Here is a 22,977-nt window from a genome sequence, read left to right as displayed (position 1 = left end):
CACGCCCTCTTCGCGAGCAAGCCCGCTCCCACACTAGAGCTGTATTGACCGTGGAATCGTGGAAGGGCTGGATATTCTGGAAGCGTGCTTGGCGAAGCTTGTCTGATAATCGGTCTAGACCCATGTGGGAGCGGGCTTGCTCGCGAAGGCGGTGTATCAGGCACATTAATGTCGACTGACACGCCCTCTTCGCGAGCAAGCCCGCTCCCACACTAGAGCTGTATTGACCGTGGAATCGTGGAAGGGCTGGATATTCTGGAAGCGTGCTTGGCGAAGCTTGTCTGATAATCGGTCTAGACCCATGTGGGAGCGGGCTTGCTCGCGAAGGCGGTGTATCAGGCACATTAATGTCGACTGACACGCCCTCTTCGCGAGCAAGCCCGCTCCCACACTAGAGCTGTATTGGCGGTGGAATCGTGGGCACAAAAAAACCGGCCGAAGCCGGTTTTTTCATTTCAACAGAATCAGAACGAAGCGTTCTGCAGACCGTCGAGGTATCGCTCGGTGTCCAGTGCCGCCATGCAGCCAGCGCCGGCGGAGGTGATCGCTTGACGGTAAACGTGGTCAGCCACGTCACCGGCCGCGAAGATACCCTCGACGTTGGTCGCAGTCGCATTGCCTTCACGACCGCCGTGCACCACCAGATAGCCGTCTTTCAACGTCAACTGACCTTCGAACAACGAGGTGTTCGGGGTGTGGCCGATGGCGATGAACACGCCGTCGACTTTCAGCTCGTCGAAGCTGCCGTCGTTGTTCTTCAGACGGGCACCGGTCACGCCCATGTTATCGCCCAGGACTTCGTCCAGGTTCGAATTCAGTTTCAGGATGATCTTGCCTTCGGCCACGCGGGCATTGAGCTTGTCGATCAGGATCTTCTCGGCGCGGAAGGTTTCGCGACGGTGGATCAGGGTCACCGTGCTGGCGATGTTGGCCAGGTACAGCGCTTCTTCGACAGCGGTGTTGCCGCCACCGACCACGGCCACTGGCTTGTTGCGATAGAAGAAACCGTCGCAGGTGGCGCAGGCCGAAACGCCTTTGCCCATGAACGCTTCTTCCGACGGCAGACCGAGGTAACGCGCGCTGGCGCCGGTGGCGATGATTAGGGCGTCGCAGGTGTAGGTCGCACTGTCGCCGGTCAGGGTGTAAGGCTTGGCAGCGAAGTCCACGGCATTGATGTGATCGAAAACGATCTCGGTTTCAAAGCGCTCGGCGTGCTCTTTCATGCGCTCCATCAACGCCGGGCCGGTCAGGCCGTGGACATCGCCCGGCCAGTTATCGACTTCGGTGGTGGTGGTCAGTTGACCGCCGGCTTGCATGCCGGTGATCAGCAGTGGCTTGAGGTTGGCACGGGCGGCATAGACCGCGGCGCTGTAACCGGCAGGGCCGGAACCGAGAATAATCACTCGCGAATGACGGACTTCAGACATGACCTGCTCCTGTTGACCGGCCCGAAACACCTGGCGCGGAACGCCGGCTTACCGGCGGGAATAAAAAAGGACCGTTGAAAGCACTTGGGGAAGGCTTGAACTCGACAGTCCTGTAAAAAGAATGGGTGCAGCGTATCGAGGGGGCGAAGATTAAGGAAATACGGTTTAACAATCCAGCTCATAGGCGGTCTCTATCCTGTTACAGCTTATATATAGGCGCCTTTGTTACAGTTGATGTCGATGCTGCGACCGAGCTTTCGCCTGTAAGGCAAAGCCGGTAAGGTCGGCGCGTTTCCCCTCTGCTCGGAGCACGATATGCCCGCCCCTGTTCTGTCCGGCCCGCAATACCTGCGCGAAGGCCTCAAGCTGGTCCTGAGCCCCAGCCTGCGTTTGTTCGTGTTGTTGCCGCTGGCAATCAATCTGGTGCTGTTCGTCGGATTGATCTATTTGGCCGGCCATCAATTCAGTCTGTGGGTCGATACGCTGATGCCGTCCCTGCCCGACTGGCTGAGTTTTCTCAGCTACGTACTCTGGCCGATTTTCGTGGTGCTGGTGGTGCTGATGGTGTTCTTCACCTTCACCATGCTCGCCAATGTCATCGCAGCGCCGTTCAACGGTTTTCTCGCGGAGAAGGTCGAAGTGGTGGTGCGCGGCACCGACGACTTCCCGGCCTTCAGCTGGGGCGAACTGATCGCCATGATCCCGCGCACCCTGGCTCGGGAAATGCGCAAACTCGGCTACTTCCTGCCACGGGCGATCGGGCTGTTCATCCTTTCGTTCATCCCCGTGGTGAACATCATCGCCGCACCGCTGTGGCTGCTGTTCGGGGTGTGGATGATGGCGATCCAGTACATCGACTACCCGGCGGACAACCACAAACTCGGCTGGAACGAGATGCTCGCCTGGCTGCGCGAGAAGCGCTGGCAGAGCATGAGTTTCGGCGGGAGTGTTTATCTGGTGTTGCTGATTCCGGTGGTCAACATTCTGATGATGCCGGCGGCGGTGGCGGGGGCGACGTTGTTTTGGGTGCGGGAGCGCGGCGCAGAGAGTCTGGTGACGCAACGCTGAGCCTGTCACAACTGAATGAAAAAACGCGTTTGCTGATCACGCTTGAACAGCCCTTTCCCAGCCCACTGATACACATGGCTGGTACACATGGCTCTAATCGCGCAACCATTCCGGCACCCCAACTCGGGCATCTACTACCTCCGACGCAGGGTGCCGGATGATCTAAGGCACATCATCGGCAAGACTGAAATACGCCGTTCGCTGAACACTCGAAACCACCGCGAAGCGAAGGCGGCATTTGCCGTTGCGTATGCGGACTCCGAGCGATTGTTCAATGATGCCCGTCAAGGGATCTACATCAGCCACCTTAAGCCTGAAGGAGTCACGACGGCCGTAACTACTCCTTTACTGCCAGTACAGTCAGAACCCTGCATATTGCTGTCAGCAGCTCTTGCGAGTTACGTTCAGTCCATCTCCATGTCGGGTAGGTCTGAATACGTATCGCGGCGTCACGCAGTCGACTACAGCCGTGCCGTCAATCGGTACATCAATGGCATGGGCGACATGCCCATTGCGGCAATCCAGCCTTCTGATATCCACAAGTTCGCTACCACCCTGATCCAGCCATCGGATCCCGGCGTTAAACCGCTTGCGGTCTCTTCTACGCGACTGCTCTTGGCAAGGTTGTCATCGGTGCTCACGTTTTCGGTGGACTCTGGCTTGATTGAAACAAATCCCGTCAGTACGTCACGGATTCACAAGCGTATAGGATCAGGTAAACCGAAACGCCGCCTGGACGATAACCGAGGGTATAGCTGGAGCGAACTGGTCACACTATTCAGTCATGCAGAGTTTCAGCAGCTTCGAACTGCCGAGGGCCGTCCGGGTAACGCAGTGTTCTGGATACCGTTGATAGCCGCTTACACTGGTGGCCGTCGCGAAGAACTGGCCCAGCTGTATGTTGAAGACATTCACCAGCACGAAGGGCACTCCTGGTTCATTCGCGTCATTGACGACCGCCCCGACAAGTCCGTAAAGACAGACAGCAGCCGCAGGGAAATTCCTGTCCATCCAGACCTGATCGCCCTTGGCTTGTTGACGCTCGTAAAAGGACGCGAGCCTGGGACGAGGGTTTTCCCCCAGTTAGTCAAAGTCTCCGATGGTTTTGCAGGAATCGTCTCCAAATTCTGGCGTCCGATCACTCAGCTCTGCGGAGTCTATCTACCAGGGCGCCATCCCCTTCACGCGTTCCGACACAGTTTCAAAACTCTGGCCAGGGAGCATGGCATCCCCAAAGAAGTTAGCGACTGGATCACAGGGCATGCTTCAGGGCACATCGGGGACAGTTACGGCATCAACCCGCTCTCACGAATGGCCTTGGAGATACAGAAACTACCTAGTCTTGCGAAAGCGGCAGGTCTGCTGCCCAGCGGCTAGAGAGACTGGCGGGCTTTGTGCTGCTCGTCGACTGGGATATGCAGAGCGTGCGGGGAAGCTGGGCCATGCCCCGTCGAAGTGGTTCGGTCGATACAAGACGAAGCTGGGCATCACCGACCCGAAGAAGACGTTCCACAGTTTCCGCCACACGCTCATTGATGACCTGCGAGATGCCGGGGTACAGGACTCATTGATCAAACGTATCGCTGGACACGAGGATGGCGCGGTTACCTTCAGCATCTATGGAAGCCGCAGCCTACTCAAGGCGATGGCAGAGGCCATTTCTCAGATCAAGTTGTAAGTTTGTCCGACTACCAGACACAAGAAGTCGTAATCGACGATATCACCGCTCGCAAAGACAGCGAGGGCCGGTATTGCCTTAACGATGTCCAGTGCAAGTGGAGGGGAGAGGCGACACCAGCCTTCTGACTGGCTGCGGCAGCCTTCAACACAGGAGTTGGTAGACGCGGTTTTAAAACCGGGAATTCCCGGAATTACCGCTAAGCGGGGCCGACATGGCGGCACATTCGCCGTCAAGGAATTGATCTACGCCTACGCGATGTGGATTAGCCCCGAGTACCACCTGAATGTGATCCGTACTTATGACCGCTTGGTAACTAATGGGGGTGGCCGATCAATCAGTAATTTAACATCCCCCAATGGGGGATGTTAAAAATGCTAACGGTCAGGCTGTGAGTCAGTACGTTTTCCAAGGTGAGCAGGGTAAGCGTGACTCGATCATCGTTGTAGTCCAGCTCTCTTCAGAGTTCGCCGCTGCCCTGTTGGACCGCTGATAAGAGTCGGAACGACGAGTGGGCAAAACGCTGTTGCCCCTAGGCGGGGCGTTGACCATGATCTGCGTAGAGATCCACAACCTGATAGGGAAGGAGCACGACAACGTAAGGCGCGACATCAAGAAGATGGCCAAGGCACTTTCCCTCACTTTTGAGGAAAAGGTTTTGCCATCAACCGGGGGGCCGCCCCTCCAAGGCATACGTGCTTGCACGTCGTGCAGTAGACACCCTGTCTGACCCTCTCCAGGACCACAATTAGTGCGGCGACCGCTGGCGTGTACTGAGGTGCCCAAGCCCTTCAAAGTGCCAACTACGCCCCAAGGGCCCTCGAGCTGACAGTAGAACTGCGAGTACTGCAAACAGCCATCGGGCAGCACAGTTACGTTGGATAGTGATGCCTTCACGATTGACGCTAACCAACTTCCCCTGTATAAACCGAGACTTCACCAGCCTGTGCACCCTTTAAGGCTGGATACAGCAACTTCCCATACCAGACTATTACTTTACTTGTTCAAGCCATTAGGCCTCTGAGCAGAGCGAATTACTGTCGTCTGCGATATGGGTTTATGCGTTTCCGGAAATCAACAACCGGCGACCAATTGAGGGCTTATCTATGAAACCAATTTAATTAACGAAGAGAAGTACAATGGAACTTAGCACTATCGCAACACGCAATACCGATTTAACTCCGGTAGAAGAAACCGTCATCGAGCTTCGAAAAGGCGGCATGTCAATCAAAAACATTCATGATGCAACCGGAGTACCAGAGCGTAAAGTCAAAGACTTAACCAAAGGAATTACTAAGCCCCCCAAGGCGAAGAAGGTCGTCACAAAGATTCAAGCGCCATTCACCAAAACAGTAGAGCGCGTGTTTTCGCTGGCTAAAACGCAGTACGGCATTCGCGATTACGAGTTACGCAACATCATGCATGAGGAATACCGGTCGGAGTGGGACACCACTACAGGTAACTACGTCAGCAATTACGATCAGAGCACCATCAAGCGGGTTAAACAAAAGGTGAGACTCCGGGCAGCAGAGGAAGATTGCAACGTCCTGTTCGTGATGGACTGGGTGGATGAGGAAGCGCCAACTGAGGGGCGTGAGTTTCTGGAAACTGCTGCTGCCGACCTGATGCTCAGGATTAAAGCCCACACGCACCAGTATATGGAACTCCACGCCACACGCTGGCGAGAGGATAGTGAAGAGGCTGACCTGGCCCAACGCAAGCAACTGTACGCCGTGGAGCGCCACCTACTGAAAATGGCAGTAAAAGGCTATGGTGGGAAAGAACCGTTGGCCTTATTGCTGGAGCGTTCACTTGTCCTGACTGACTTGCTTGAGGGAACACCAGACGCACTCATGCCCGTTGATGAAGGTGACTGGCAGGATGAGAAACCGGAATACTACCCTGAGCCGAAAGGCATAAATCCGTTCCTAGACTTCGTTGACTCTCAAGGCTGGCTGAAAGAAGTGGAAGACAGGTTTGTCTGACGACAACCATTCTCATCTGTCCGGGAATTGAAATTCGCGCCCTCCATACTAAGTGTATGGCGAAAGCCGGACACGTTACTGTATGAGGTATAATATCTTATATAGATAACTTGTAGCGTCTACGCTACAGAATTACTATCTGTGCCTTAGGCACGAATTATAACTCTATATAGTAAAGGGGAGAGAAGTGGCAATAAGCCCCTCCCCGCTTTTGATCTTGCCTTTAACTGTGCATAATACTGTAGAGGTTCTTATGCTGTGGCGTATCCGCCACGATTAATTAGTGTTGAAGTGTTAGTTGTGACTATAGTCACCAGTTTCCCTTGCACAATTCAAAGCAAAAGCGGGAGGGGGCTCCCCCCTTCCCTCCCTTGGAACTTGAACAGTTGTCAGTCGTGCCCTAAGGCACAGGTAGAAATGATGGCGGTTACAGACTTAGAAGTAAGTTATCCGTGACTGTCAGTCACCATATACCTGCACGGCTCAGATCAAAAGCGTGTGGGGCTTGTCTGCCCCTGCCCCACTAATTAAATGTTATGCCGTGAGGCAAGTTAACAATTCTATTCAGTAGGGTGGATAGTGGTTGCAGCCACCACCCTGCTCTTGATCTTGATGTTAACCATGCCGAGCGGCATAAGTTAATTATCGCGTGACGGTACGTCACATATAACTCTGCAACTCCAAACACTCTACAGGCATTCCCCGCCGGGCGTGAAAGATACACTCAGTTCTGAGTACATGTTCCCCTACAGGCCTCCCTCAAATAGCTAATGCAATAACTAATCCCATTCGTGACCATATCCACCATTCTGGTCACAATCCCAGCCTTCTCCCCAGCCAAGACTCCTGATTATGGGCCATATGCCACTACAGGCCTAAGCCAGCCTCTCTTTCCGTGCAACTTTCCATCGGGTGCAGCTAAATGCGGGAATCCCCGCATTAAATGTGGGAAAACGCACATTTTCAGGATTCCACCCAGCCGGGGTTCCGGCCCAGTGATTCAAGCTCTCGCATTGCGACACCTTTCCAAGACACCCCAGCAGCAGCCCAGCTTTGGGCCACAGCTCCCAGTAGCCGCACCCCAGATCACTATTAGAGAAGTAGACAAGTCTGGTAGTCCGGCAACACCCTCAAAACCACTATCAGATATCTATTGCAGATAGCTATACGATTCTATTATCATTGACCTATCGAATTTTAGAGCAAAGGATAGTAGGTCATGAATACTCATCTTTACCTGCGTGCATCAACCAAGGATCAGGATGCCCACCGTGCAAAAGTCGCACTGGAATCATTCGCTGCTGACAAGGGTTTGAATATCACTGGTGTGTACGCCGAGAACATCAGCGGCACAAAACTCAATCGACCTGAACTGATGCGCCTGTTGGACACTGCCGAAAAAGGTGAAGTGCTGCTGGTGGAGTCTGTAGACCGCCTGAGTCGCCTCTCACAAGCCGACTGGGACATTCTCAAGGCAACCATTAAGGCCAAGGGGCTTCGCCTGGTTGTGGCCGATCTGCCCACCAGCCATATGATGGTTGAGGACAAGGGCATCACCGGACAAATCATGGAAGTAATCAACAGCATGTTGCTGGACCTGATGGCAACCATGGCCCGACTGGATCAGGAGAAACGGGTACAGCGAATTCGGGAAGGTCTGGAGAACAAGCGTGCCGCTGAACCTGAGTGGAAGCCAGCGGGCAAGGGGCGTAATCAAGCAAAGTGGGACAAGGTAGCTGGCTTGCTTAAGCGGAACGGCAACACCGTGGAAGAAGTCGCCAAGATTGCCGACGTGGGTATTGCAACCGTGTACCGCATCAAGAGGGAGCTGGCTCTGTGAGCCCCATCAGCGTGACATCACCCGCCTACGGGCGGCTACTTCATGCCAGTGATATTTTGAATTTGTAGCCGCTGACAGCGAGGTGGTACGGGAATGGCTCTTAACCTCGACCCACCCTGTGCGGGAAATCTGCCGTTCTGCCAGATACCTCGTTGATATTTCGTCACGGATTCAAGGGCGATATTCGATCCAGGGTAGGTGCCGATTTTGAAAAGTTTGGGTATCAGCAGATTTCAAAGTGTGGCCTACGACCGGCAGAGAACGACCCATAACAGCCGGTCATTTAGGGGGACTATCCACTGATGGCCGGCATAAAAATCCTTCTCCATAAGCACGTTTGTTCAGTACCGCGCTGCCCCTTTAATGCAGCGCCTCTTCTTCTAGGTAGTTACCAAGACATTCAATAAAAGCCAGGAGTTTGCGTGTGTGGCGTCTGTGTGCCGGATAGATTACATGGACTGTAGAACCGAATTGCTCCGGGTCCGGGTCTGTATCGGGGAGAAGTTGCACAAGTTCGCCACGCCGCAGATAGGGAGCTGCACTCCACTGTGGACAAAATTGCAATCCCTGCCCATCCAGCAGCGCATTAAACAGAAGATCATAGTTATCGCTAGACAGGCGTGGGACGGGCTGAATTATTCGCCGGCGCTCGCCTTCATGGGTAAACCACCAGTAATGCGGGTTCAGTGCAGGGTGTCGATAGATCAACCAGTCATGTTGATCGAACGTTTGCGGTAGGACTTCTAGAGGCTTGCGCTCTAGATAGCGTGGGCTAGCGCAAAGTCGGATACGGTTGACGGTCAGTGGTCGGGCAATCAGATCCGGCCCCACAGGTCCGTCACGCACAGCAAGATCGTAGCTGCCCTCAAGCAGGTCCACGAACTCTTCGGTGAGGATTACCTCAAGACGCATCTGGGGGTATCTATCAAGAAAGCGACAGCACACCGCATTCAGAAACGCTGGAGCGTAGGACGGTGGCGCCGCCACTCGCAAGGTGCCACACATCTCCTGCTGGAGTTGCGCAAGATCTTCCCGAGCTTGCTGTAGCTGAATCAGCACCTGTCGAGCGCTTGCCAAATAGATCTGTCCGGCCTCGGTTAGGGCAATTCGGCGGGTAGAGCGCTCAAAAAGACGTGTGCCCAATTCCGTCTCAAGGTGGGTTACCGCCCGGGTCAGAGCCGACGTGGTTTTGCCCAGGTATGAGGCCGCGCGCGTAAAACTGCCCTGATCTGCCGTGGCGACGAACATAGTGATAGCGCCGAGCTGGTCCATTCATTTTTACCTTTCTGGAAAGTATGTCTTTCGGGGTTTAGGTATTCTTAACATTGCCTCCTTTGGATAGTCTCCCGAACACTCTAATAAAAAAAGGCGTTCAGGCAATGAAGAAGGTTCTCGGGACGACACTGGCAATTGCTGTCGCTTTTGCATCAATGGAAAGCATGGCGGCTGTCGACTTGCTCTTGTACAACGCAAAGGTGTTCACGGCCGAGCCAGGTCAGCCGCTGCAACAAGCGGTCGCGGTAGCCGATGGCCGTATCCTGAAGGTCGGCAGTGATGTCGAGATTCTTTCGCTCAAAGATGCCATGACCCAAGTGGTGGATTTGAAGGGTAAGGTTGTCATGCCTGGGTTCATTGACAGCCACAGCCATGCCATCGGTGGCGGGATGAAACTCAAGGCGGCCGACCTTGAAGGACAAATGCTGCCCTTCGACGAACTGGAGCAGCGTTTGCGCGCGTGGCGAGATGATGGCAAGGCGCGACACGGCGACATACTCAGTATTAGTGGTTTTCCCTCTACCTACTGGAGTGAAGTGGCTCAATTTGAGAAACACTTCAATCACGGTGAATGGGCTGAAACCCCTATTGCGTTTATCGGCTGGGATTACCACACCGGTTGGGCCAACAAGGCGATGCTCAAGCGAGCAGGTATCGATGCCGAGCGGGTCAAGTCGCTCAAGGGCGAAGCCGTGGCGACCATCGGCCACCATGAGGACAGCACTCCCAATGGATTCGTCGCAGATGCCGGATTGTCTGCGGTGATGTCTCAGCTTCCTTCTCCTTCCTTCGACCAGTTGATGGCTGCGGGCCGGGCTGCACGCGACCTCAATCACAGCCTGGGCATTACGGCCCTGATGGACCCGGCAGCAAATACCATGCCTGGCGATTCGGTATTCGACTTCAAGCCTACAGCACAGACGTTGGGGGTTTTACCTGTCTACAAAACACTGTCGGAAAAAGGTGAGTTGGAGTTGCGGGTGGCTGCGCTGATGGTTGCCAATCCGAAGAGTAAACCTGCGGATTTGGAGGTGCTGGATCAGGTCAGGAAACAGTTTAGTGGCGTCGACAATCTCAGTCTGCCGGGCATCAAGATCTTCGCTGATGGCGTCGCCGAATTTCCTGCGCAAACCGCCTCGTTACTGACTCCCTACAAGAACTCAAAAAAGGGAGGCGAGTTGCTGATCGATCCCGCGCATTTCGGAGAGCTGGTCAGCGCCGCCGATGCCCGTGGCTGGCTGGTTCATGTGCATGCCATTGGCGACCGGGCGGTCCGCGAATCGCTCAACGGGATTGAGCAGGCACGCCACGACAGGCAGAGCGGTGTGACTCATTCGATCACCCATTTACAAATGGTCAATCCCAAGGAATTCACCCGCTTCAAGCCGCTGAACGTCATTGCTTCCATGCAGCTGTACTGGGCCTCTGCCGACGAATTGAGCATTGATTTACTCAAACCCTACATCAGTGCCATGCAGTTTCAGTTCATGTATCCGGCGCGCTCGTTGCTGAAAAATGGCGCAACCATTGCCGGTGCCAGCGACTGGCCTATCAGTACCCCCAACCCGTGGAAAGCCATAGGTCAGGCCATCAGCCGCAAAGGCCCCAAGGGAGTGCTCAACAAGGATGAGGATATCGATCGTGAAACGATGTTCTACGCCTACACCCGCAACGCCGCCCGTGCGATCGGTCTAGATAAGGAGATTGGCTCTCTCGCCGCGGGCAAACAGGCTGACCTGATCATCCTCGACCGCGATGTGTTCAGCGTGCCCGATGAGCAATTGGCTGACACCCAAGTGCTCAAGACCTACTTTTCCGGGCGCGAAGTCTACAGCCACCCATAACCTCCCAACGTATGCCTGACCTGTGCCCTTCGGGGCACGGGAAGAACGAAGTCTTGCCTGCCAATAATAATAAACAGGATTCGACCTATGCATCGCCTTGCCCTTACGACCGCTGTCTGCTGCACGCTTATGCCTTTTGCTGCCTGGGCTGTGCCGCTGACTGACGACCTGCAACTGGAGCTCAAGCCGCAGGTGGTCAGCGATTACCGCAGCCGCGGATTATCCATGACACTTGGCGACCCCGCTGCGCAGTTGGAAGCCACCTTGATACACAGTAGCGGTGCTTACGCGGGTGTCTGGACCTCAAACGTCGACTTTGGAATGAACCTGAAAACGCGGCTTGAACAAGATTACTACGCAGGCTTTTTCATTCCATTCAATGACGATGTCAGCCTTGATGTGGGGTATCTCAAGTACACCTATGCCAAGGAAGCACAGTTCAACATGAGTGAGGTCTACGCCATCCTCAAAGCCTACGGCTTCAAGTTCGGCAGTTATTACTCCAACGACTTGAAGAACTTTGTAGGGAAAGACCAGGACACGCTCTACACCTACTTGGGGTACAGCCATGAGATTGTGGATCAGGTCGGTCTGGAAGTCCGCTATGGCCGTTTCGACTTCAAGGATGATGTGTTTTTGTCAAACAGTGGCAAGGCTCGAGGTGATTATCACGAATGGGAAGCCAAGCTGACCCGCAGCGCATTTGGGGTCAACTGGGGCCTTAGCTACGTCGACACGGATCTTTCCAAGAGCGAGTGCGCGAGTTACTACGGTTACACCGATGTGTGCACGGCGACTGTAGTGGTCAGTGCCAGCAAGACGTTTTGATCAAACCTTCAGTTAAGAAACCTGCAACTCTTTAAAAAATAAGGCGGGAGATTTCGATGTACTTGACCCAAGGGTTGCATCGCCATATGCAACAGCGTCCCGAAATACCGGCCATTCGTTACCAGGGTCGTAGCCTGAGTTTTGCCCAGTTGGGCGATCGAGTCGCCCGACTGGCCGGCGCGTTAAAAGGCCTGGGCGTGAACAGCGGCGAGCGGGTGGCTATGCTTTCGCTGAACTCGCAGCGGTACATTGAATACTATCTGGCGGTCCCTTGGGCCGATGCCGTGCTCAACCCGGTGAACATCCGTTGGAGCGCTGCGGAGATCGTCTATTCATTGGACGATTCTGAAACCTGTGTACTGATCGTCGATGACAGCTTCATGGATCTGGCAGGAAAAATCAGCGCTGCTGCGAAAACCCTGCGTGTGATGATTTATGCCGGTGAGGGGGAAACTCCACCGGGCATGCTCAACTACGAAATGCTGATCACCCAGTATGAGCCGGTCGAAGATGCCCTTCGTGGTGGTGATTCTCTATTGGGTATTTTTTACACCGGTGGAACCACCGGCTTTCCCAAGGGGGTCATGCTCAGTCATAACAATCTCGTTCTATCAGCCCTGGCCACTTTCAACCAGACCGGGATCGGACCTCAGACTATCTTCCTACACGCCATGCCGATGTTCCATATAGCCGATCTGTCGGCAATGATCTCTTTGTTCATTAGCGGAGGTACGCATGTGGTGTTACCGACCTTCAGGCCGCAGGAGGTACTTGAATGCATCGGCATGGAACGGATCAGCAATACCAGGCTGGCGCCAACCATGCTGCAGATGCTCCTCGATTGGCGCGAAGTCAATCCTGCGGCAGCCAAACTTGATCTGAGCGCGCTAAGGAAGATCACTTATGGCGCTTCGGCCATCTCGCCGGCACTGCTCGATCAAGCCCGTCAGTCCTTTTTGGCAGCCGACTTCATCCAGGGCTACGGCATGACCGAACTGTCGCCCTTCGCATGCATCCTCGACGCCGAGTATCACTGCGAGGAGCATCAGCGCAGCGGCAAGATGTACTCGGCGGGATTGCCGGTCAACTGCGTCGAAATCCGTATCGTTGATGCCGAAGACCGGGAGGTGCCGCGTGGGTCCGTTGGGGAAATCATCGTACGCGGGCCGAGTGTCATGCTCGGTTACTGGAACAACGGACAAGCCACTGCCGAAGCGTTGCGTAACGGCTGGATGCACACCGGCGATGGTGGCTACATGGACGAAGATGGCTTCGTATTTATCTGCGATCGGCTTAAGGACATGATTGTGAGTGGCGGGGAGAACATTTATACCGCCGAGGTCGAAAACGCCATCGTCAGGCTTCCGGCTGTTAGCCAGGTTGCAGTAATCGGTATTCCCAGCGATAAATGGGGCGAGACGGTGCACGCAGTGATCGTTTGCAACCCTGGCGCACGTATCTCCGAGCAAGAAGTTATCGCCCACTGCCGCGAATCCATTGCCGGTTACAAAGTTCCGCGTAGTGTCGAGTTCCGGGACTCGTTGCCATTATCCAGTGTCGGGAAAGTGTTGAAGACGGAACTGCGCAAGCCGTTCTGGGAGAGCCGAGCTCGTCAAATTGCCTAGAACGCCGGTGCGCAATGCAGCAATTGGCTACTTGAACCGCGATAAATCGCATTGGCAGTAACACTGACGAAGTGCTGATTCAGAAGACTGGTTCGACTTGGCATTGTCTGCACCCTGGATACTGTGCAGGTCATCAGGCGACACGCAGCCATAGCTAGCGAAGGCTCTACTATGGCTTTTTCGGCTTGGCTGCAATTGAAGTGGGAAAAGTGCTTTCGTTCGTGAAAAATTTTGGTATTTAACGTGCAACAACGAAAGCATCACTGGAAGGCATCAGTTATTCAGGGGCACGCCTTGAACCTGATATCCGCAAATAATCAGGCAGAATTGTTGTTGTCGACAGACTGCTTTTGGCCGTTCACATGCCGGTCATGGTGGCTAAGTGTGCGGGTCAAGTCAGATGCAAATGGGTGGTCAAGTCAGTGCAATTACCCAGGTGTCAGCGGATTGGGAAAATGGCCCCAGCCAGCGGCCAGTTGACCTAAGCTTCTCGCACCATCACTCAAGGATGATAGCCATGCCGGATAGCACAGAAGCCAACGTCGCAACGGCGGACGCACTGACGCTGCTCTTACACAACCAGCACGCCATATGTGCGGCAATTGAAGAGGTCACTAAGTGGCTCTCAGAGAATGGTGTGGGGAGTGTCGCCGCTAACGCACTGGCAGCCATGGAAACGCTGGATACGAATGCTCAAGCGATCACAGGTGTGATTATGCGACTACGGCAGTCCTAGCCACCGCCGAACCTCCGTCGCTTATAGAGGTGCATGTTAAACCCAGCCTGACTCTCAGTCGCTAATGCGGGGCGGTGTTGAAATCTTGGACGCGGGCACGCCCGGTTGAAGCAAATCAGCAACAGCCATGACCAGACCTTCAAGTGTCCACGGTTTTGGAAGGAAGTTAGTAGATTTGGGCAGTCCGATAAAGGTGTTGGTCCAGCCGCTTGTTATGACTATTGGTATGTTGGGCCATCTGTCACGGACAAGCACAGCTAGCTCAGCACCCTGAACCTGCCCCGGCAGCCCATGGTCAGCAATGATCAGGGCACACTGCGTACTAGATTGGAGCAGGTGGATCAGAGCGTCATCAGCAGTGTCGAACGCAACACACTGAGCGCCAACATCCTCCAAGATTTCTCGCATCAGATCACGCAAGAGGTCATCGTCCTGGACAATAACGATTTCGCCGTCGATTGGCTGAAGCCGAAAATTCACTTCCATGGCCGGGTTATCCACCCTCTAGTTTGGTAGACCAGTCTTTCACCTTCGGCATGCTGGGTCTACGACTTACGATTGGAATAGTCGCCGTACATGTACACCATCTTCGCCGTTTCACGCTCCGACTCCTTCCGGTATAGGTCGCTCAGCGTCCACTTCAGCCGTTCGTGTTCAACCTTCAACGTTGCCAGTTCAGTCGAGCTTTCCCGGTACATGACGATCATCCCCGCGATGGTTTTGTGGGCCCTTCGCAAATCCCGCCTTGTTGTCTCCAGCTCAGAGCAAAGCAAATCACACTGGTGCTTAAGCATCTCTACGCGGGTGGGCAACCCAAGGTCAAAGCCCGAATCATCAATCAGATCGTCATCCATCATACGCACAAGATACTGTATTTACGTACAGTATAAAGCTGGACGACGGCGTTCAATCTGTCTGCGATGGGTGGTGAGCCCACTGGTGGTCAGACGGACTTTCGATGCATTGCAAACTCCTCAACTACGGTCGTAGGAATCCGCCAGAGCGGCTTGGATTGCTTGCTGGTTTACCCACTCGCCTGATGGCTGTAACAAATCAGTGCTCACCCGTTTGTTCTCGACCAACCTGTTTCACCCTGATCAGCGATGTGGGCTGCAACGATTCCTGATTCCCAGCGTTAGGAAAGCCGCGTGGCATCTTTTCAGAACATCCATCTTGCTGATACATTTCCCGCTCACTCCCTTGGGAAAGGGCAGTGAAAGACGTGGCTTTAGGACGATGTATGCTCACTTTCCAGTACATCGACTACCCGGCGGACAACCACAAACTCGGCTGGAACGAGATGCTCGCCTGGCTGCGCGAGAAGCGCTGGCAGAGCATGAGTTTCGGCGGGAGTGTTTATCTGGTGTTGCTTATTCCGGTGGTCAACATTCTGATGATGCCGGCGGCTGTGGCGGGGGCGACGTTGTTTTGGGTGCGGGAGCGCGGCGCAGAGAGTCTGGTGACGCAACGCTGAGCCTGTCACAAATCCATCATCAAAACGACACACTGACGACATGGCCTCAGCCGACACTGAGGTCATGACGACAGCTCTGCATATCACTCTGATCACCGAAACCTTCCCTCCCGAAATCAACGGCGTGGCCAATACCCTTGGCCGCTTGTGCGACGGTTTGCGCGCGCGCGGGCATCAGGTGGAACTGGTGCGGCCACGGCAAGGTTGCGATCAGCAGCTGGGCAGCGACGATGAGTTGCTGCTGTGCCGGGGCTGGCCGCTGCCGGGGTATCCGGGATTGCAATGGGGTCAGGCGTCGATGCACAAGCTGCTGCGGCGCTGGAAGCGTCAGCGCCCGGACGTGCTTTACATTGCCACGGAAGGACCGCTGGGCTTGTCCGCGTTGCGCGCAGCACGGCGTCTGGGGATTTCGGTGGTCAGTGGCTTTCACACCAATTTCCAGCAGTACTCCAACCAGTACGGGCTCGGCTTGCTCACGCGCCTGCTGACCCACTACCTGCGCTGGTTTCACAATCGCTCGACCCTGACCCTGGTGCCGAGCGTCAGCCAGCGCCTGGAGCTGGAGCGCCGGCAATTCGAACGCCTGGCGTTACTGTCCCGAGGGGTCGACAGTCAGTTGTTTCACCCGATCAAACGCCTGTCATCGTTGCGCGAGCAATGGGGCCTGGCGGAGAAGGACATTGCGCTGATTCACGTAGGTCGCCTGGCGCCGGAGAAAAACCTTGGCTTGCTCAAGCGCTGCTTCGACACGCTGACAGCGACTTATCCACAGCGAAAAATAAAACTGATCATCGTTGGCGACGGCCCGCAACGAGCGTCGCTGGAGCAAGAACTGCCCGAGGCGATTTTCTGCGGTTCACAACGCGGCGAAGCCTTGGCCAGCCACTATGCATCCGGAGATGTGTTTCTGTTTCCGAGCATGACCGAAACCTTCGGCAATGTGGTGCTTGAGGCGCTCGCCTCGGGGCTGGGCGTGGTGGCTTACGATCAGGCGGCGGCAGCGCAGCATATCCGCCACGGCTACAACGGCGTGCTGGCGATGCCGGGGGATGAAGAGGCCTTCAGTGATGCCGCGGCGTGGTTGCTGGAAGAGCGCGAAACCTTGCGTTGCATAAGGCTCAATGCGCGTCAGCATGCGAGTCGTCAGGGGTGGGCGGCGATTATCGAGCAGTTTGAGGGGCAGTTGCGGGGGGCTTGTTCGCAGGAACAGGTTTTGCCTGATGTGGCGTTGCTGCCTTGAAAAGCTTCGCGGGCAAGCCTCGCTCCTACAGGATGTATGTCGAGCAGTACGACTCAATACTGTAGGAGCGAGGCTTGCCCGCGAAGAGGCCCGACCAGACGCGGCTTAAACCAAGGTCATCAACGCCTCACGGCTGAACGGCAGGATCTCTTCCTCACGACCATCCCGCACTTTCTGCGCCCAGTCCGGATCCACCAGCAGCGCACGACCCACTGCCACCAGATCAAACTCATCATTGTTCAAACGCTCCAGCAGTTTTTCCAGGCTGGCCGGCTGCGCGATCTTGTCGGTGTTGACCATGAACTGCAGGAACTCGCCATCCAGGCCGACGCTGCCCACGGTGATGGTCGGCTTGCCGGTCAGTTTGCGTGTCCAGCCGGCCAGGTTCAGCTCGGAACCGTCGAACTCCGGCTCCCAGAAACGGCGCGTCGAGCAGTGGAAAATGTCCACGCCGGCGTCGGACAACGGCTTGAGGAATTCCCCCAGCGCCTCCGGGGTTTGCACCAGACGCGCGGTGTAATCCTGCTGCTTCCACTGGGAGAAACGGAAGATGATCGGGAAACCTTCACCGACCGCCGCACGCACCGCCTGAATCAGCTCGATGGCGAAGCGCGAACGGTTGGCCAGGCTGCCGCCATATTCGTCGGTGCGCTGGTTGCTGCCTTCCCAGAAGAACTGGTCCACGAGATAACCATGAGCACCGTGGATTTCCACGCCGTCCATGCCGATGCTTTGCGCGTCTTTGGCGGCTTGAGCGAACGCGGCGATCACGTCCTGGATGTCTTGTTTGGTCATGCCGTGAACCACGACCTGACCCTCCTTCAATTTTTCCGACGGGCCGTAACCCGGCACGCTCGCGTCCGGCTCGGTGCCGATGCGACGCACGCTGCCGACATGCCACAGTTGCGGAACGATCTTGCCGCCTTCGGCGTGCACCGCGTCGACGACTTTCTTCCAGCCGGCCAATGCGGTTTCACCGTAGAAATGCGGAACATTCGGATAACCGTTGGAGGCGATGTGTCCAACGGTGGTGCCCTCGGTGATGATCAAGCCAACTCCGGCGGCGGCACGGCGACGGTAGTACTCGATCACTTTGGAATTGGGTACGCCACCCGGCGAGAAGGAGCGGGTCATCGGGGCCATGACGACACGGGTCGGCAGTTCAAGGGTGCCGAGGTGGAACGGTTTGAACAGGGCTTTGACAGGCATGGGGCGCTCCACGAAAACGATATCGACGGGATGGAATTTTATGACGCCGATAATATGCGCAGTGTCGAGCGATGGACAGCACTATTGATCTGGGTGATTAAGAGTCAAAACGCAGAAGCAAAAAGATCGCAGCCTCCGGCAGCTCCTACGCAGGAATGTGAACACCTGTAGGAGCTGCCGAAGGCTGCGATCTTTTGATCTTGATTGCGGAATATCAGCTCAGCGCTTTTTCAATCGCCTGGATGACAGAAGGATCATCCGGCGCCGTACGCGGCGAGAACCGCGCCAGTACGCGACCATCCTTACCCAGCAGGAATTTCTCGAAGTTCCAGGTAATGTCACCCGGAAATTCCGCACCCTCGCCTGCCAGCAAACGGTACAGCTGGTGCCGTTCATGACCGTTGACTTCCAGCTTGCTGGACAACGGAAAGGTCACGCCATAGTTGAGACTGCAGAACTCCTGGATCTCTTTCTCGGTGCCCGGCTCCTGCCCGGCAAACTGGTTGCACGGCAGGCCCAGCACGCTGAAGCCTTTGCCTTTGTATTGTTGGTGGAGGTTTTCCAGCGCCGCGTACTGTGGGGTCAAGCCACATTTGGAGGCAACGTTGACCACCAGCACGACGTTCCCCTTGAAGGGCGCCAGCGGAAGTTCCTGACCATCAAGGGCTGTCAATTTAAGGTCGTGAAAAGCACTCATGACGAACTCCAAATTCCCGTGTTCTACTCGAAACAGCCTCTTGGCGATGCCACCAAGGACAGCCGCAGACTAAAAAGGCGCCCTCGGGCGCCTCTCCAGTTCTCTGAGCTTAGCGCAGAAAATCAGTGGTGATGACCACCTTCGCCATGGACGTGACCATGAGCGATTTCTTCCTGGCTGGCATCACGGATGTCGATGATCTTGACTTGGAAATTCAGGCGCTGACCGGCCAACGGGTGGTTGCCGTCGACGGTGACATCGTCGCCGTCCAGATCGCGAATGGTGACGATCTGCATCTGGCCGTCCGGAGCGGAAGCGTGGAACTGCATGCCCACTTCCAGTTCGTCGACGCCTTCGAACATGCTGCGGCTCAGGGTGCTGACCAGTTCGGCAGCGTACTCGCCGTAAGCGTCTTCAGGTTCAACGGCTACGGTCAGCTCGTCGCCGACTGCTTTGCCTTCCAGAGCCTTTTCCAGACCCGGGATGATGTTGCCTGCACCTTGCAGGTAGACCAGCGGCGCGCCGCCGGCGGAACTGTCGATGACCTCACCAGCGTCGTTGGTCAGGGTATAGTCGATGGAGACAGCCTTATTGGCGGCGATCAGCATGGGGCGAGACCTTTTGCATAAGAATTTAGAAAGGCCAAGTTTAGCGAAGCAATCGTCCGAAAGCGAACACAACCCGGACAGACGGATCGCGGCGAAAGGCTCGACGGTCACCGGTTTCCATCAGGACGAGGACGGGCATTGGGTGGCCGAGCTGTCCTGTGGCCACACGCAACACCTGCGGCACCAGCCGCCGTGGCAATCGCGCGCCTGGGTTATGGACCCACTGCTGCGTAATGAAAAAATAGGTCAGCCCTTTGAATGTGGTTGGTGCGCACAAGGCTCGGTTAGCGATAACCTTGGCGACTGAATTTCGGTAGACGACCAGTTATAGGTTGTCACCATTGCCATGCACCTCCAGAGAATCCGCATGCAAACTTTTTTTATCGCGCCCACCGATTTTGGTGTGGGTCTGACCTCCATCAGTCTCGGGCTGGTGCGCACCCTCGAGCGGGCCGGCCTCAAAGTCGGTTTTTTCAAACCGATCGCCCAGCCCCATCCGGGTGACACCGGGCCTGAGCGCTCCACCGAGCTGGTGGCGCGCACTCACGGTTTGAAACCGCCGCAGCCGCTGGGCCTGGCGCATGTCGAACGCATGCTCGGCGACGGTCAGCTCGATGAACTGCTCGAAGAAATCATCACGCTCTATCAGCAAGCGGCCATAGGCAAGGACGTGCTGATCGTCGAAGGCATGGTCCCGACCCGCAGCGCCAGTTATGCCGCGCGGGTCAATCTGCACCTCGCCAAGAGTCTCGACGCCGATGTGATTCTGGTCTCGGCGCCGGAAAACGAAGTGCTGACCGAACTCTCCGGTCGCGTGGAATTGCAGGCGCAATTGTTTGGCGGTCCGAAAGACCCGAAAGTCCTCGGCGTGATCCTCAACAAGGTCAAGACCGACGAAAGCATGGACGCCTTCGCCTCGCGCCTGAAGGAGCATTCGCCCTTGCTGCGCAGCGGTGATTTCCGCCTGCTCGGGTGCATCCCGTTCCAGCCGGAACTGAACGCGCCACGCACCCGCGACGTGGCTGATCTGATGGGCGCGCAAATCCTCAATGCCGGCGACTACGAAACCCGGCGCATGACCAAAATCATCATCTGCGCCCGCACCATGCGCAACACCGTGGAGCTGCTCAAGCCCGGCGTGCTGGTGGTGACGCCCGGCGACCGCGACGACATCATCCTCGCCGTCAGCCTCGCGGCCATGAACGGCGTTCCGCTGGCCGGCCTGCTGCTGACCAGCGACACCCTGCCCGACCCGCGCATCATGGATCTGTGCCGCGGCGCGTTGCAGGCCGGTTTGCCGGTGTTGTCGGTGAGCACCGGTTCCTATGACACCGCCAACCAGTTGAACGGCCTGAACAAGGAAATCCCGATCGACGACCGCGAGCGTGCGGAGATCATTACCGACTTCGTCGCCAGCCACCTCGATGCCAACTGGCTGCACCAGCGCTGCGGCACGCCACGGGAAATGCGCCTGTCGCCAGCGGTGTTCCGTTATCAATTGATCCAGCGCGCCCAGGCCGCCAACAAACGCATCGTGCTGCCCGAAGGCAGCGAGCCGCTGACCGTGCAAGCGGCGGCGATCTGTCAGGCGCGCGGCATTGCCCGCTGCGTGTTGCTGGCGAAGCCGGAAGACGTCGAAGCCGTCGCTCGTGCGCACGACATCGAGCTGCCGCCAGGACTGGAGATTCTCGACCCGGACCTGATTCGTCAACGCTACGTCGAACCGATGGTTGCGCTGCGCAAGACCAAAAGCCTCAACGCGCCGATGGCCGAGCAACAACTGGAAGACACCGTGGTGATCGGCACGATGATGCTGGCGCTGGATGAAGTCGACGGCCTCGTGTCCGGCGTCATTCACTCCACCGCCAACACCATCCGCCCGGCCCTGCAGCTGATTAAAACGGCGCCGGGCTGCACCTTGGTGTCGTCGGTATTCTTCATGCTGTTTCCCGAAGAAGTGCTGGTCTACGGCGACTGCGTGATGAACCCGCATCCGAGCGCCAGCGAACTGGCCGAGATCGCCCTGCAAAGCGCCGACTCGGCAGCAGCGTTCGGCATTACGCCGCGCGTGGCGATGATCAGCTACTCCAGTGGCGAATCGGCCAGCGGTGAAGAAGTCGAGAAGGTACGCGAAGCGACGTTGCTCGCCCACGAACAACAGAACGCGCTGTTGATCGACGGCCCGCTGCAGTACGACGCCGCCGCCAACGAAACCGTCGCCCGGCAACTGGCGCCGAACAGTCAAGTGGCCGGTCGCGCCACGGTGTTCGTGTTCCCCGACCTGAATACCGGCAACACCACGCACAAGGCCGTGCAGCGCAGTGCCGACTGCGTCAGCCTCGGGCCAATGCTGCAAGGCCTGCGCAAGCCGGTGAACGACCTGCCGCGGGGCGCGCAAGTCGATGACATCGTCTACACCATCGCGTTGACCGCGATTCAAGCTGCCAACCGACCTTTGGACCTTTAAATGCTGGATTTCCTGCCTGCCGCCGTACGCGGCGTGATTGCATCGTTGTTGCTGGCACTGAATACGATTCTGCTTTGCTCGTTTCTGTTCTGCGTGGCGATTTTCAAGGTGTTGCCCTTCGCCCTCACCCAGCGCTTCACGCGCTGGCTGATGAGCCATACCCATGAGGCCTGGATCAGCAACAACAAGGCCTGGATGAATCTGGTCTGCCGCACCCGCTGGCACCTCAGCGGTCTTGAAGGGCTGGACTATCAGCACTCGTACCTGATCACCAGCAACCATCAGAGCTGGGTCGACATCATGGTGTTGCAGTACGTGCTCAACCGTCGCATCCAGCCGCTGAAGTTTTTTCTCAAGCAAGAGCTGATCTGGGTGCCTGTGATTGGTCTGGCGTGGTGGACGCTGGGCTTTCCGTTCATGAAGCGCTACTCCAAGGCTTACCTGCAAAAGCACCCGGAGAAGAAAGGCAAAGACCTGGAAACCACCCGCAAGACCTGCGCGAAGTTTCGCAATAACCCGGTGGGGATTTTCAATTTCGTTGAAGGCACGCGCTTCACCGAAGGCAAGCATGCCCAGCAGAAATCACCGTTCAAGTATTTGCTCAAACCCAAGGCCGGCGGCATTGCGTTTGTGCTGGATGCGATGGGTGAACAGTTGGAGTCGATCCTCCACGTGACGATTCACTATCCGGGCGGGCGTCCGGGGTATTGGGATCTGTTGTGCGGGAATGTGAAAGACGTGGTGGTGCATTTTCAGGAGCTGAAGATTCCACCGCAGTTTATCGGCAAGAATTACGACCAGGATGGGGAGTATCGATTGCAGTTTCAGGGGTGGATCAATCAGTTGTGGGAAGACAAGGATGCGCTGCTGGAGCAGATGCATCGCGAATACCCAGACAAACACTGATCCACTGTGGGAGCGGGCTTGCTCGCGAATACGGGCTGAAATTCAACGTTGATGTCGACTGTTACACCGC

20 protein-coding genes and 2 pseudogenes are annotated in these 22,977 nt (G+C 56.2%); 15 read left to right on the top strand and 7 right to left on the bottom strand.

The window, feature by feature from the left end:
- Window positions 1–464: 464 nt before the first annotated feature.
- Window positions 465–1,427 carry a thioredoxin-disulfide reductase gene (gene trxB / locus ACA073_RS04440; protein WP_084318134.1) on the bottom strand — a complete coding sequence of 321 codons (963 nt, stop codon included), beginning with the start codon at window positions 1,425–1,427 and terminating at the stop codon, window positions 465–467.
- A gap of 315 nt (window positions 1,428–1,742) precedes the next feature.
- On the opposite strand from trxB, the gene cysZ reads away from it, so the two are divergent.
- The 6 genes and pseudogenes from cysZ (at window position 1,743) to ACA073_RS04410 (ending at window position 7,998) form a co-directional block, all read left to right on the top strand.
- Complete coding sequence (cysZ, locus tag ACA073_RS04435; RefSeq protein ID WP_497401911.1) at window positions 1,743–2,495, top strand: sulfate transporter CysZ; 753 nt, start codon at window positions 1,743–1,745, stop codon at window positions 2,493–2,495.
- An 87-nt stretch (window positions 2,496–2,582) separates the two neighbouring features.
- Window positions 2,583–3,872: a DUF6538 domain-containing protein gene (locus ACA073_RS04430; protein WP_497401909.1), complete on the top strand. Its 1,290-nt coding sequence runs from the start codon at window positions 2,583–2,585 to the stop codon at window positions 3,870–3,872.
- 52 nt (window positions 3,873–3,924) lie between these two features.
- Window positions 3,925–4,173 (top strand): annotated as a pseudogene (locus ACA073_RS04425) (tyrosine-type recombinase/integrase); the annotation flags it as partial.
- Window positions 4,174–4,257: 84 nt separating this feature from the next.
- Window positions 4,258–4,545, top strand: coding sequence for a KilA-N domain-containing protein (locus ACA073_RS04420; protein ID WP_497401907.1), 288 nt, complete (start codon window positions 4,258–4,260; stop codon window positions 4,543–4,545).
- 767 nt (window positions 4,546–5,312) lie between these two features.
- Window positions 5,313–6,158, top strand: coding sequence for a hypothetical protein (locus ACA073_RS04415; protein ID WP_497401905.1), 846 nt, complete (start codon window positions 5,313–5,315; stop codon window positions 6,156–6,158).
- Window positions 6,159–7,377: 1,219 nt separating this feature from the next.
- Entirely contained in the window at window positions 7,378–7,998 is a 621-nt protein-coding gene (locus ACA073_RS04410) for a recombinase family protein (protein ID WP_497401903.1), read from the top strand.
- A 360-nt stretch (window positions 7,999–8,358) separates the two neighbouring features.
- Here the strand turns inward: ACA073_RS04410 and ACA073_RS04405 are convergent, their stop codons facing one another.
- Complete coding sequence (locus ACA073_RS04405) at window positions 8,359–9,270, bottom strand: LysR family transcriptional regulator (RefSeq protein ID WP_497401901.1); 912 nt, start codon at window positions 9,268–9,270, stop codon at window positions 8,359–8,361.
- 107 nt (window positions 9,271–9,377) lie between these two features.
- Here ACA073_RS04405 and ACA073_RS04400 point away from each other — a divergent pair, with 107 nt between their 5' ends.
- From ACA073_RS04400 to ACA073_RS04385, 4 genes are all read left to right on the top strand, one after another.
- The gene (locus tag ACA073_RS04400; protein WP_497401900.1) at window positions 9,378–11,117 is read left to right on the top strand and encodes an amidohydrolase; all 1,740 of its coding nucleotides are present in this window, start codon (window positions 9,378–9,380) and stop codon (window positions 11,115–11,117) included.
- 87 nt (window positions 11,118–11,204) lie between these two features.
- Complete coding sequence (locus ACA073_RS04395) at window positions 11,205–11,945, top strand: TorF family putative porin (RefSeq protein ID WP_497401899.1); 741 nt, start codon at window positions 11,205–11,207, stop codon at window positions 11,943–11,945.
- A gap of 56 nt (window positions 11,946–12,001) precedes the next feature.
- On the top strand, window positions 12,002–13,570 hold the full coding sequence (locus tag ACA073_RS04390; RefSeq protein ID WP_497401898.1) for a long-chain-fatty-acid--CoA ligase: 1,569 nt from the start codon (window positions 12,002–12,004) through the stop codon (window positions 13,568–13,570).
- Window positions 13,571–14,087: 517 nt separating this feature from the next.
- A complete protein-coding gene (locus tag ACA073_RS04385) occupies window positions 14,088–14,306 on the top strand; it encodes a hypothetical protein (RefSeq protein WP_497401896.1) in 219 nt (72 codons plus the stop codon).
- A 54-nt stretch (window positions 14,307–14,360) separates the two neighbouring features.
- On the opposite strand, the gene ACA073_RS04380 is transcribed toward ACA073_RS04385, so the two are convergent.
- Window positions 14,361–14,792, bottom strand: a complete 432-nt coding sequence (locus ACA073_RS04380; protein WP_497401895.1) for a response regulator — start codon at window positions 14,790–14,792, stop codon at window positions 14,361–14,363.
- A gap of 59 nt (window positions 14,793–14,851) precedes the next feature.
- Entirely contained in the window at window positions 14,852–15,160 is a 309-nt protein-coding gene (locus tag ACA073_RS04375; RefSeq protein WP_497401894.1) for a hypothetical protein, read from the bottom strand.
- Window positions 15,161–15,552: 392 nt separating this feature from the next.
- Here ACA073_RS04375 and ACA073_RS04370 point away from each other — a divergent pair.
- Together ACA073_RS04370 and ACA073_RS04365 are read left to right on the top strand one after the other, a co-directional pair.
- Window positions 15,553–15,780: pseudogene (locus ACA073_RS04370) on the top strand (EI24 domain-containing protein); the annotation flags it as partial.
- 40 nt (window positions 15,781–15,820) lie between these two features.
- Window positions 15,821–17,020, top strand: a complete 1,200-nt coding sequence (locus tag ACA073_RS04365; protein ID WP_497401893.1) for a glycosyltransferase family 4 protein — start codon at window positions 15,821–15,823, stop codon at window positions 17,018–17,020.
- A gap of 105 nt (window positions 17,021–17,125) precedes the next feature.
- Here the strand turns inward: ACA073_RS04365 and ACA073_RS04360 are convergent, their stop codons facing one another.
- The 3 genes from ACA073_RS04360 to ACA073_RS04350 all read right to left on the bottom strand — a co-directional run bounded on the left by ACA073_RS04360 (window position 17,126) and on the right by ACA073_RS04350 (window position 19,534).
- Window positions 17,126–18,229: an NADH:flavin oxidoreductase gene (locus ACA073_RS04360; RefSeq protein ID WP_497401891.1), complete on the bottom strand. Its 1,104-nt coding sequence runs from the start codon at window positions 18,227–18,229 to the stop codon at window positions 17,126–17,128.
- A gap of 214 nt (window positions 18,230–18,443) precedes the next feature.
- A complete protein-coding gene (locus ACA073_RS04355) occupies window positions 18,444–18,926 on the bottom strand; it encodes a glutathione peroxidase (RefSeq protein WP_497401889.1) in 483 nt (160 codons plus the stop codon).
- A gap of 122 nt (window positions 18,927–19,048) precedes the next feature.
- Window positions 19,049–19,534 carry an FKBP-type peptidyl-prolyl cis-trans isomerase gene (locus ACA073_RS04350; RefSeq protein WP_007901600.1) on the bottom strand — a complete coding sequence of 162 codons (486 nt, stop codon included), beginning with the start codon at window positions 19,532–19,534 and terminating at the stop codon, window positions 19,049–19,051.
- Between ACA073_RS04350 and ACA073_RS04345 the strand changes: the two genes are divergently transcribed.
- From ACA073_RS04345 to yihG, 3 genes are read left to right on the top strand one after another with little or no spacing between them, the layout of a single operon-like run.
- Window positions 19,503–19,841: a DUF3565 domain-containing protein gene (locus tag ACA073_RS04345; protein WP_497401887.1), complete on the top strand. Its 339-nt coding sequence runs from the start codon at window positions 19,503–19,505 to the stop codon at window positions 19,839–19,841. The two genes, ACA073_RS04350 and ACA073_RS04345, sit on opposite strands and share 32 nt — an antisense overlap.
- Window positions 19,842–19,901: 60 nt before the next feature.
- On the top strand, window positions 19,902–22,001 hold the full coding sequence (gene pta / locus ACA073_RS04340; RefSeq protein WP_497401885.1) for a phosphate acetyltransferase: 2,100 nt from the start codon (window positions 19,902–19,904) through the stop codon (window positions 21,999–22,001).
- Window positions 22,002–22,907, top strand: a complete 906-nt coding sequence (gene yihG / locus ACA073_RS04335) for a 1-acylglycerol-3-phosphate O-acyltransferase, YihG family (RefSeq protein WP_497401883.1) — start codon at window positions 22,002–22,004, stop codon at window positions 22,905–22,907.
- Window positions 22,908–22,977 lie beyond the last annotated feature (70 nt).

The sequence above is a fragment of the Pseudomonas sp. LBUM1670 genome (assembly GCF_059695695.1).
Note: the sequence above shows the minus strand (reverse complement) of the source record. Positions and strands in the feature narration are given on the sequence as shown.

Coding starts and splice junctions, on each gene's coding strand:
- ACA073_RS04360 (WP_497401891.1), bottom strand. CDS start 18,229: ATGCCTGTCAAAGCCCTGTTCAAACCGTTCCACCTCGGCACCCTTGAA.
- ACA073_RS04400 (WP_497401900.1), top strand. CDS start 9,378: ATGAAGAAGGTTCTCGGGACGACACTGGCAATTGCTGTCGCTTTTGCA.
- ACA073_RS04395 (WP_497401899.1), top strand. CDS start 11,205: ATGCATCGCCTTGCCCTTACGACCGCTGTCTGCTGCACGCTTATGCCT.
- ACA073_RS04350 (WP_007901600.1), bottom strand. CDS start 19,534: ATGCTGATCGCCGCCAATAAGGCTGTCTCCATCGACTATACCCTGACC.
- yihG (WP_497401883.1), top strand. CDS start 22,002: ATGCTGGATTTCCTGCCTGCCGCCGTACGCGGCGTGATTGCATCGTTG.
- ACA073_RS04345 (WP_497401887.1), top strand. CDS start 19,503: ATGGAGACAGCCTTATTGGCGGCGATCAGCATGGGGCGAGACCTTTTG.
- ACA073_RS04375 (WP_497401894.1), bottom strand. CDS start 15,160: ATGGATGACGATCTGATTGATGATTCGGGCTTTGACCTTGGGTTGCCC.
- ACA073_RS04420 (WP_497401907.1), top strand. CDS start 4,258: ATGTCCAGTGCAAGTGGAGGGGAGAGGCGACACCAGCCTTCTGACTGG.
- ACA073_RS04365 (WP_497401893.1), top strand. CDS start 15,821: ATGGCCTCAGCCGACACTGAGGTCATGACGACAGCTCTGCATATCACT.
- pta (WP_497401885.1), top strand. CDS start 19,902: ATGCAAACTTTTTTTATCGCGCCCACCGATTTTGGTGTGGGTCTGACC.
- ACA073_RS04390 (WP_497401898.1), top strand. CDS start 12,002: ATGTACTTGACCCAAGGGTTGCATCGCCATATGCAACAGCGTCCCGAA.
- ACA073_RS04410 (WP_497401903.1), top strand. CDS start 7,378: ATGAATACTCATCTTTACCTGCGTGCATCAACCAAGGATCAGGATGCC.
- ACA073_RS04415 (WP_497401905.1), top strand. CDS start 5,313: ATGGAACTTAGCACTATCGCAACACGCAATACCGATTTAACTCCGGTA.
- ACA073_RS04430 (WP_497401909.1), top strand. CDS start 2,583: ATGGCTCTAATCGCGCAACCATTCCGGCACCCCAACTCGGGCATCTAC.
- cysZ (WP_497401911.1), top strand. CDS start 1,743: ATGCCCGCCCCTGTTCTGTCCGGCCCGCAATACCTGCGCGAAGGCCTC.
- ACA073_RS04385 (WP_497401896.1), top strand. CDS start 14,088: ATGCCGGATAGCACAGAAGCCAACGTCGCAACGGCGGACGCACTGACG.
- trxB (WP_084318134.1), bottom strand. CDS start 1,427: ATGTCTGAAGTCCGTCATTCGCGAGTGATTATTCTCGGTTCCGGCCCT.
- ACA073_RS04405 (WP_497401901.1), bottom strand. CDS start 9,270: ATGGACCAGCTCGGCGCTATCACTATGTTCGTCGCCACGGCAGATCAG.
- ACA073_RS04380 (WP_497401895.1), bottom strand. CDS start 14,792: ATGGAAGTGAATTTTCGGCTTCAGCCAATCGACGGCGAAATCGTTATT.
- ACA073_RS04355 (WP_497401889.1), bottom strand. CDS start 18,926: ATGAGTGCTTTTCACGACCTTAAATTGACAGCCCTTGATGGTCAGGAA.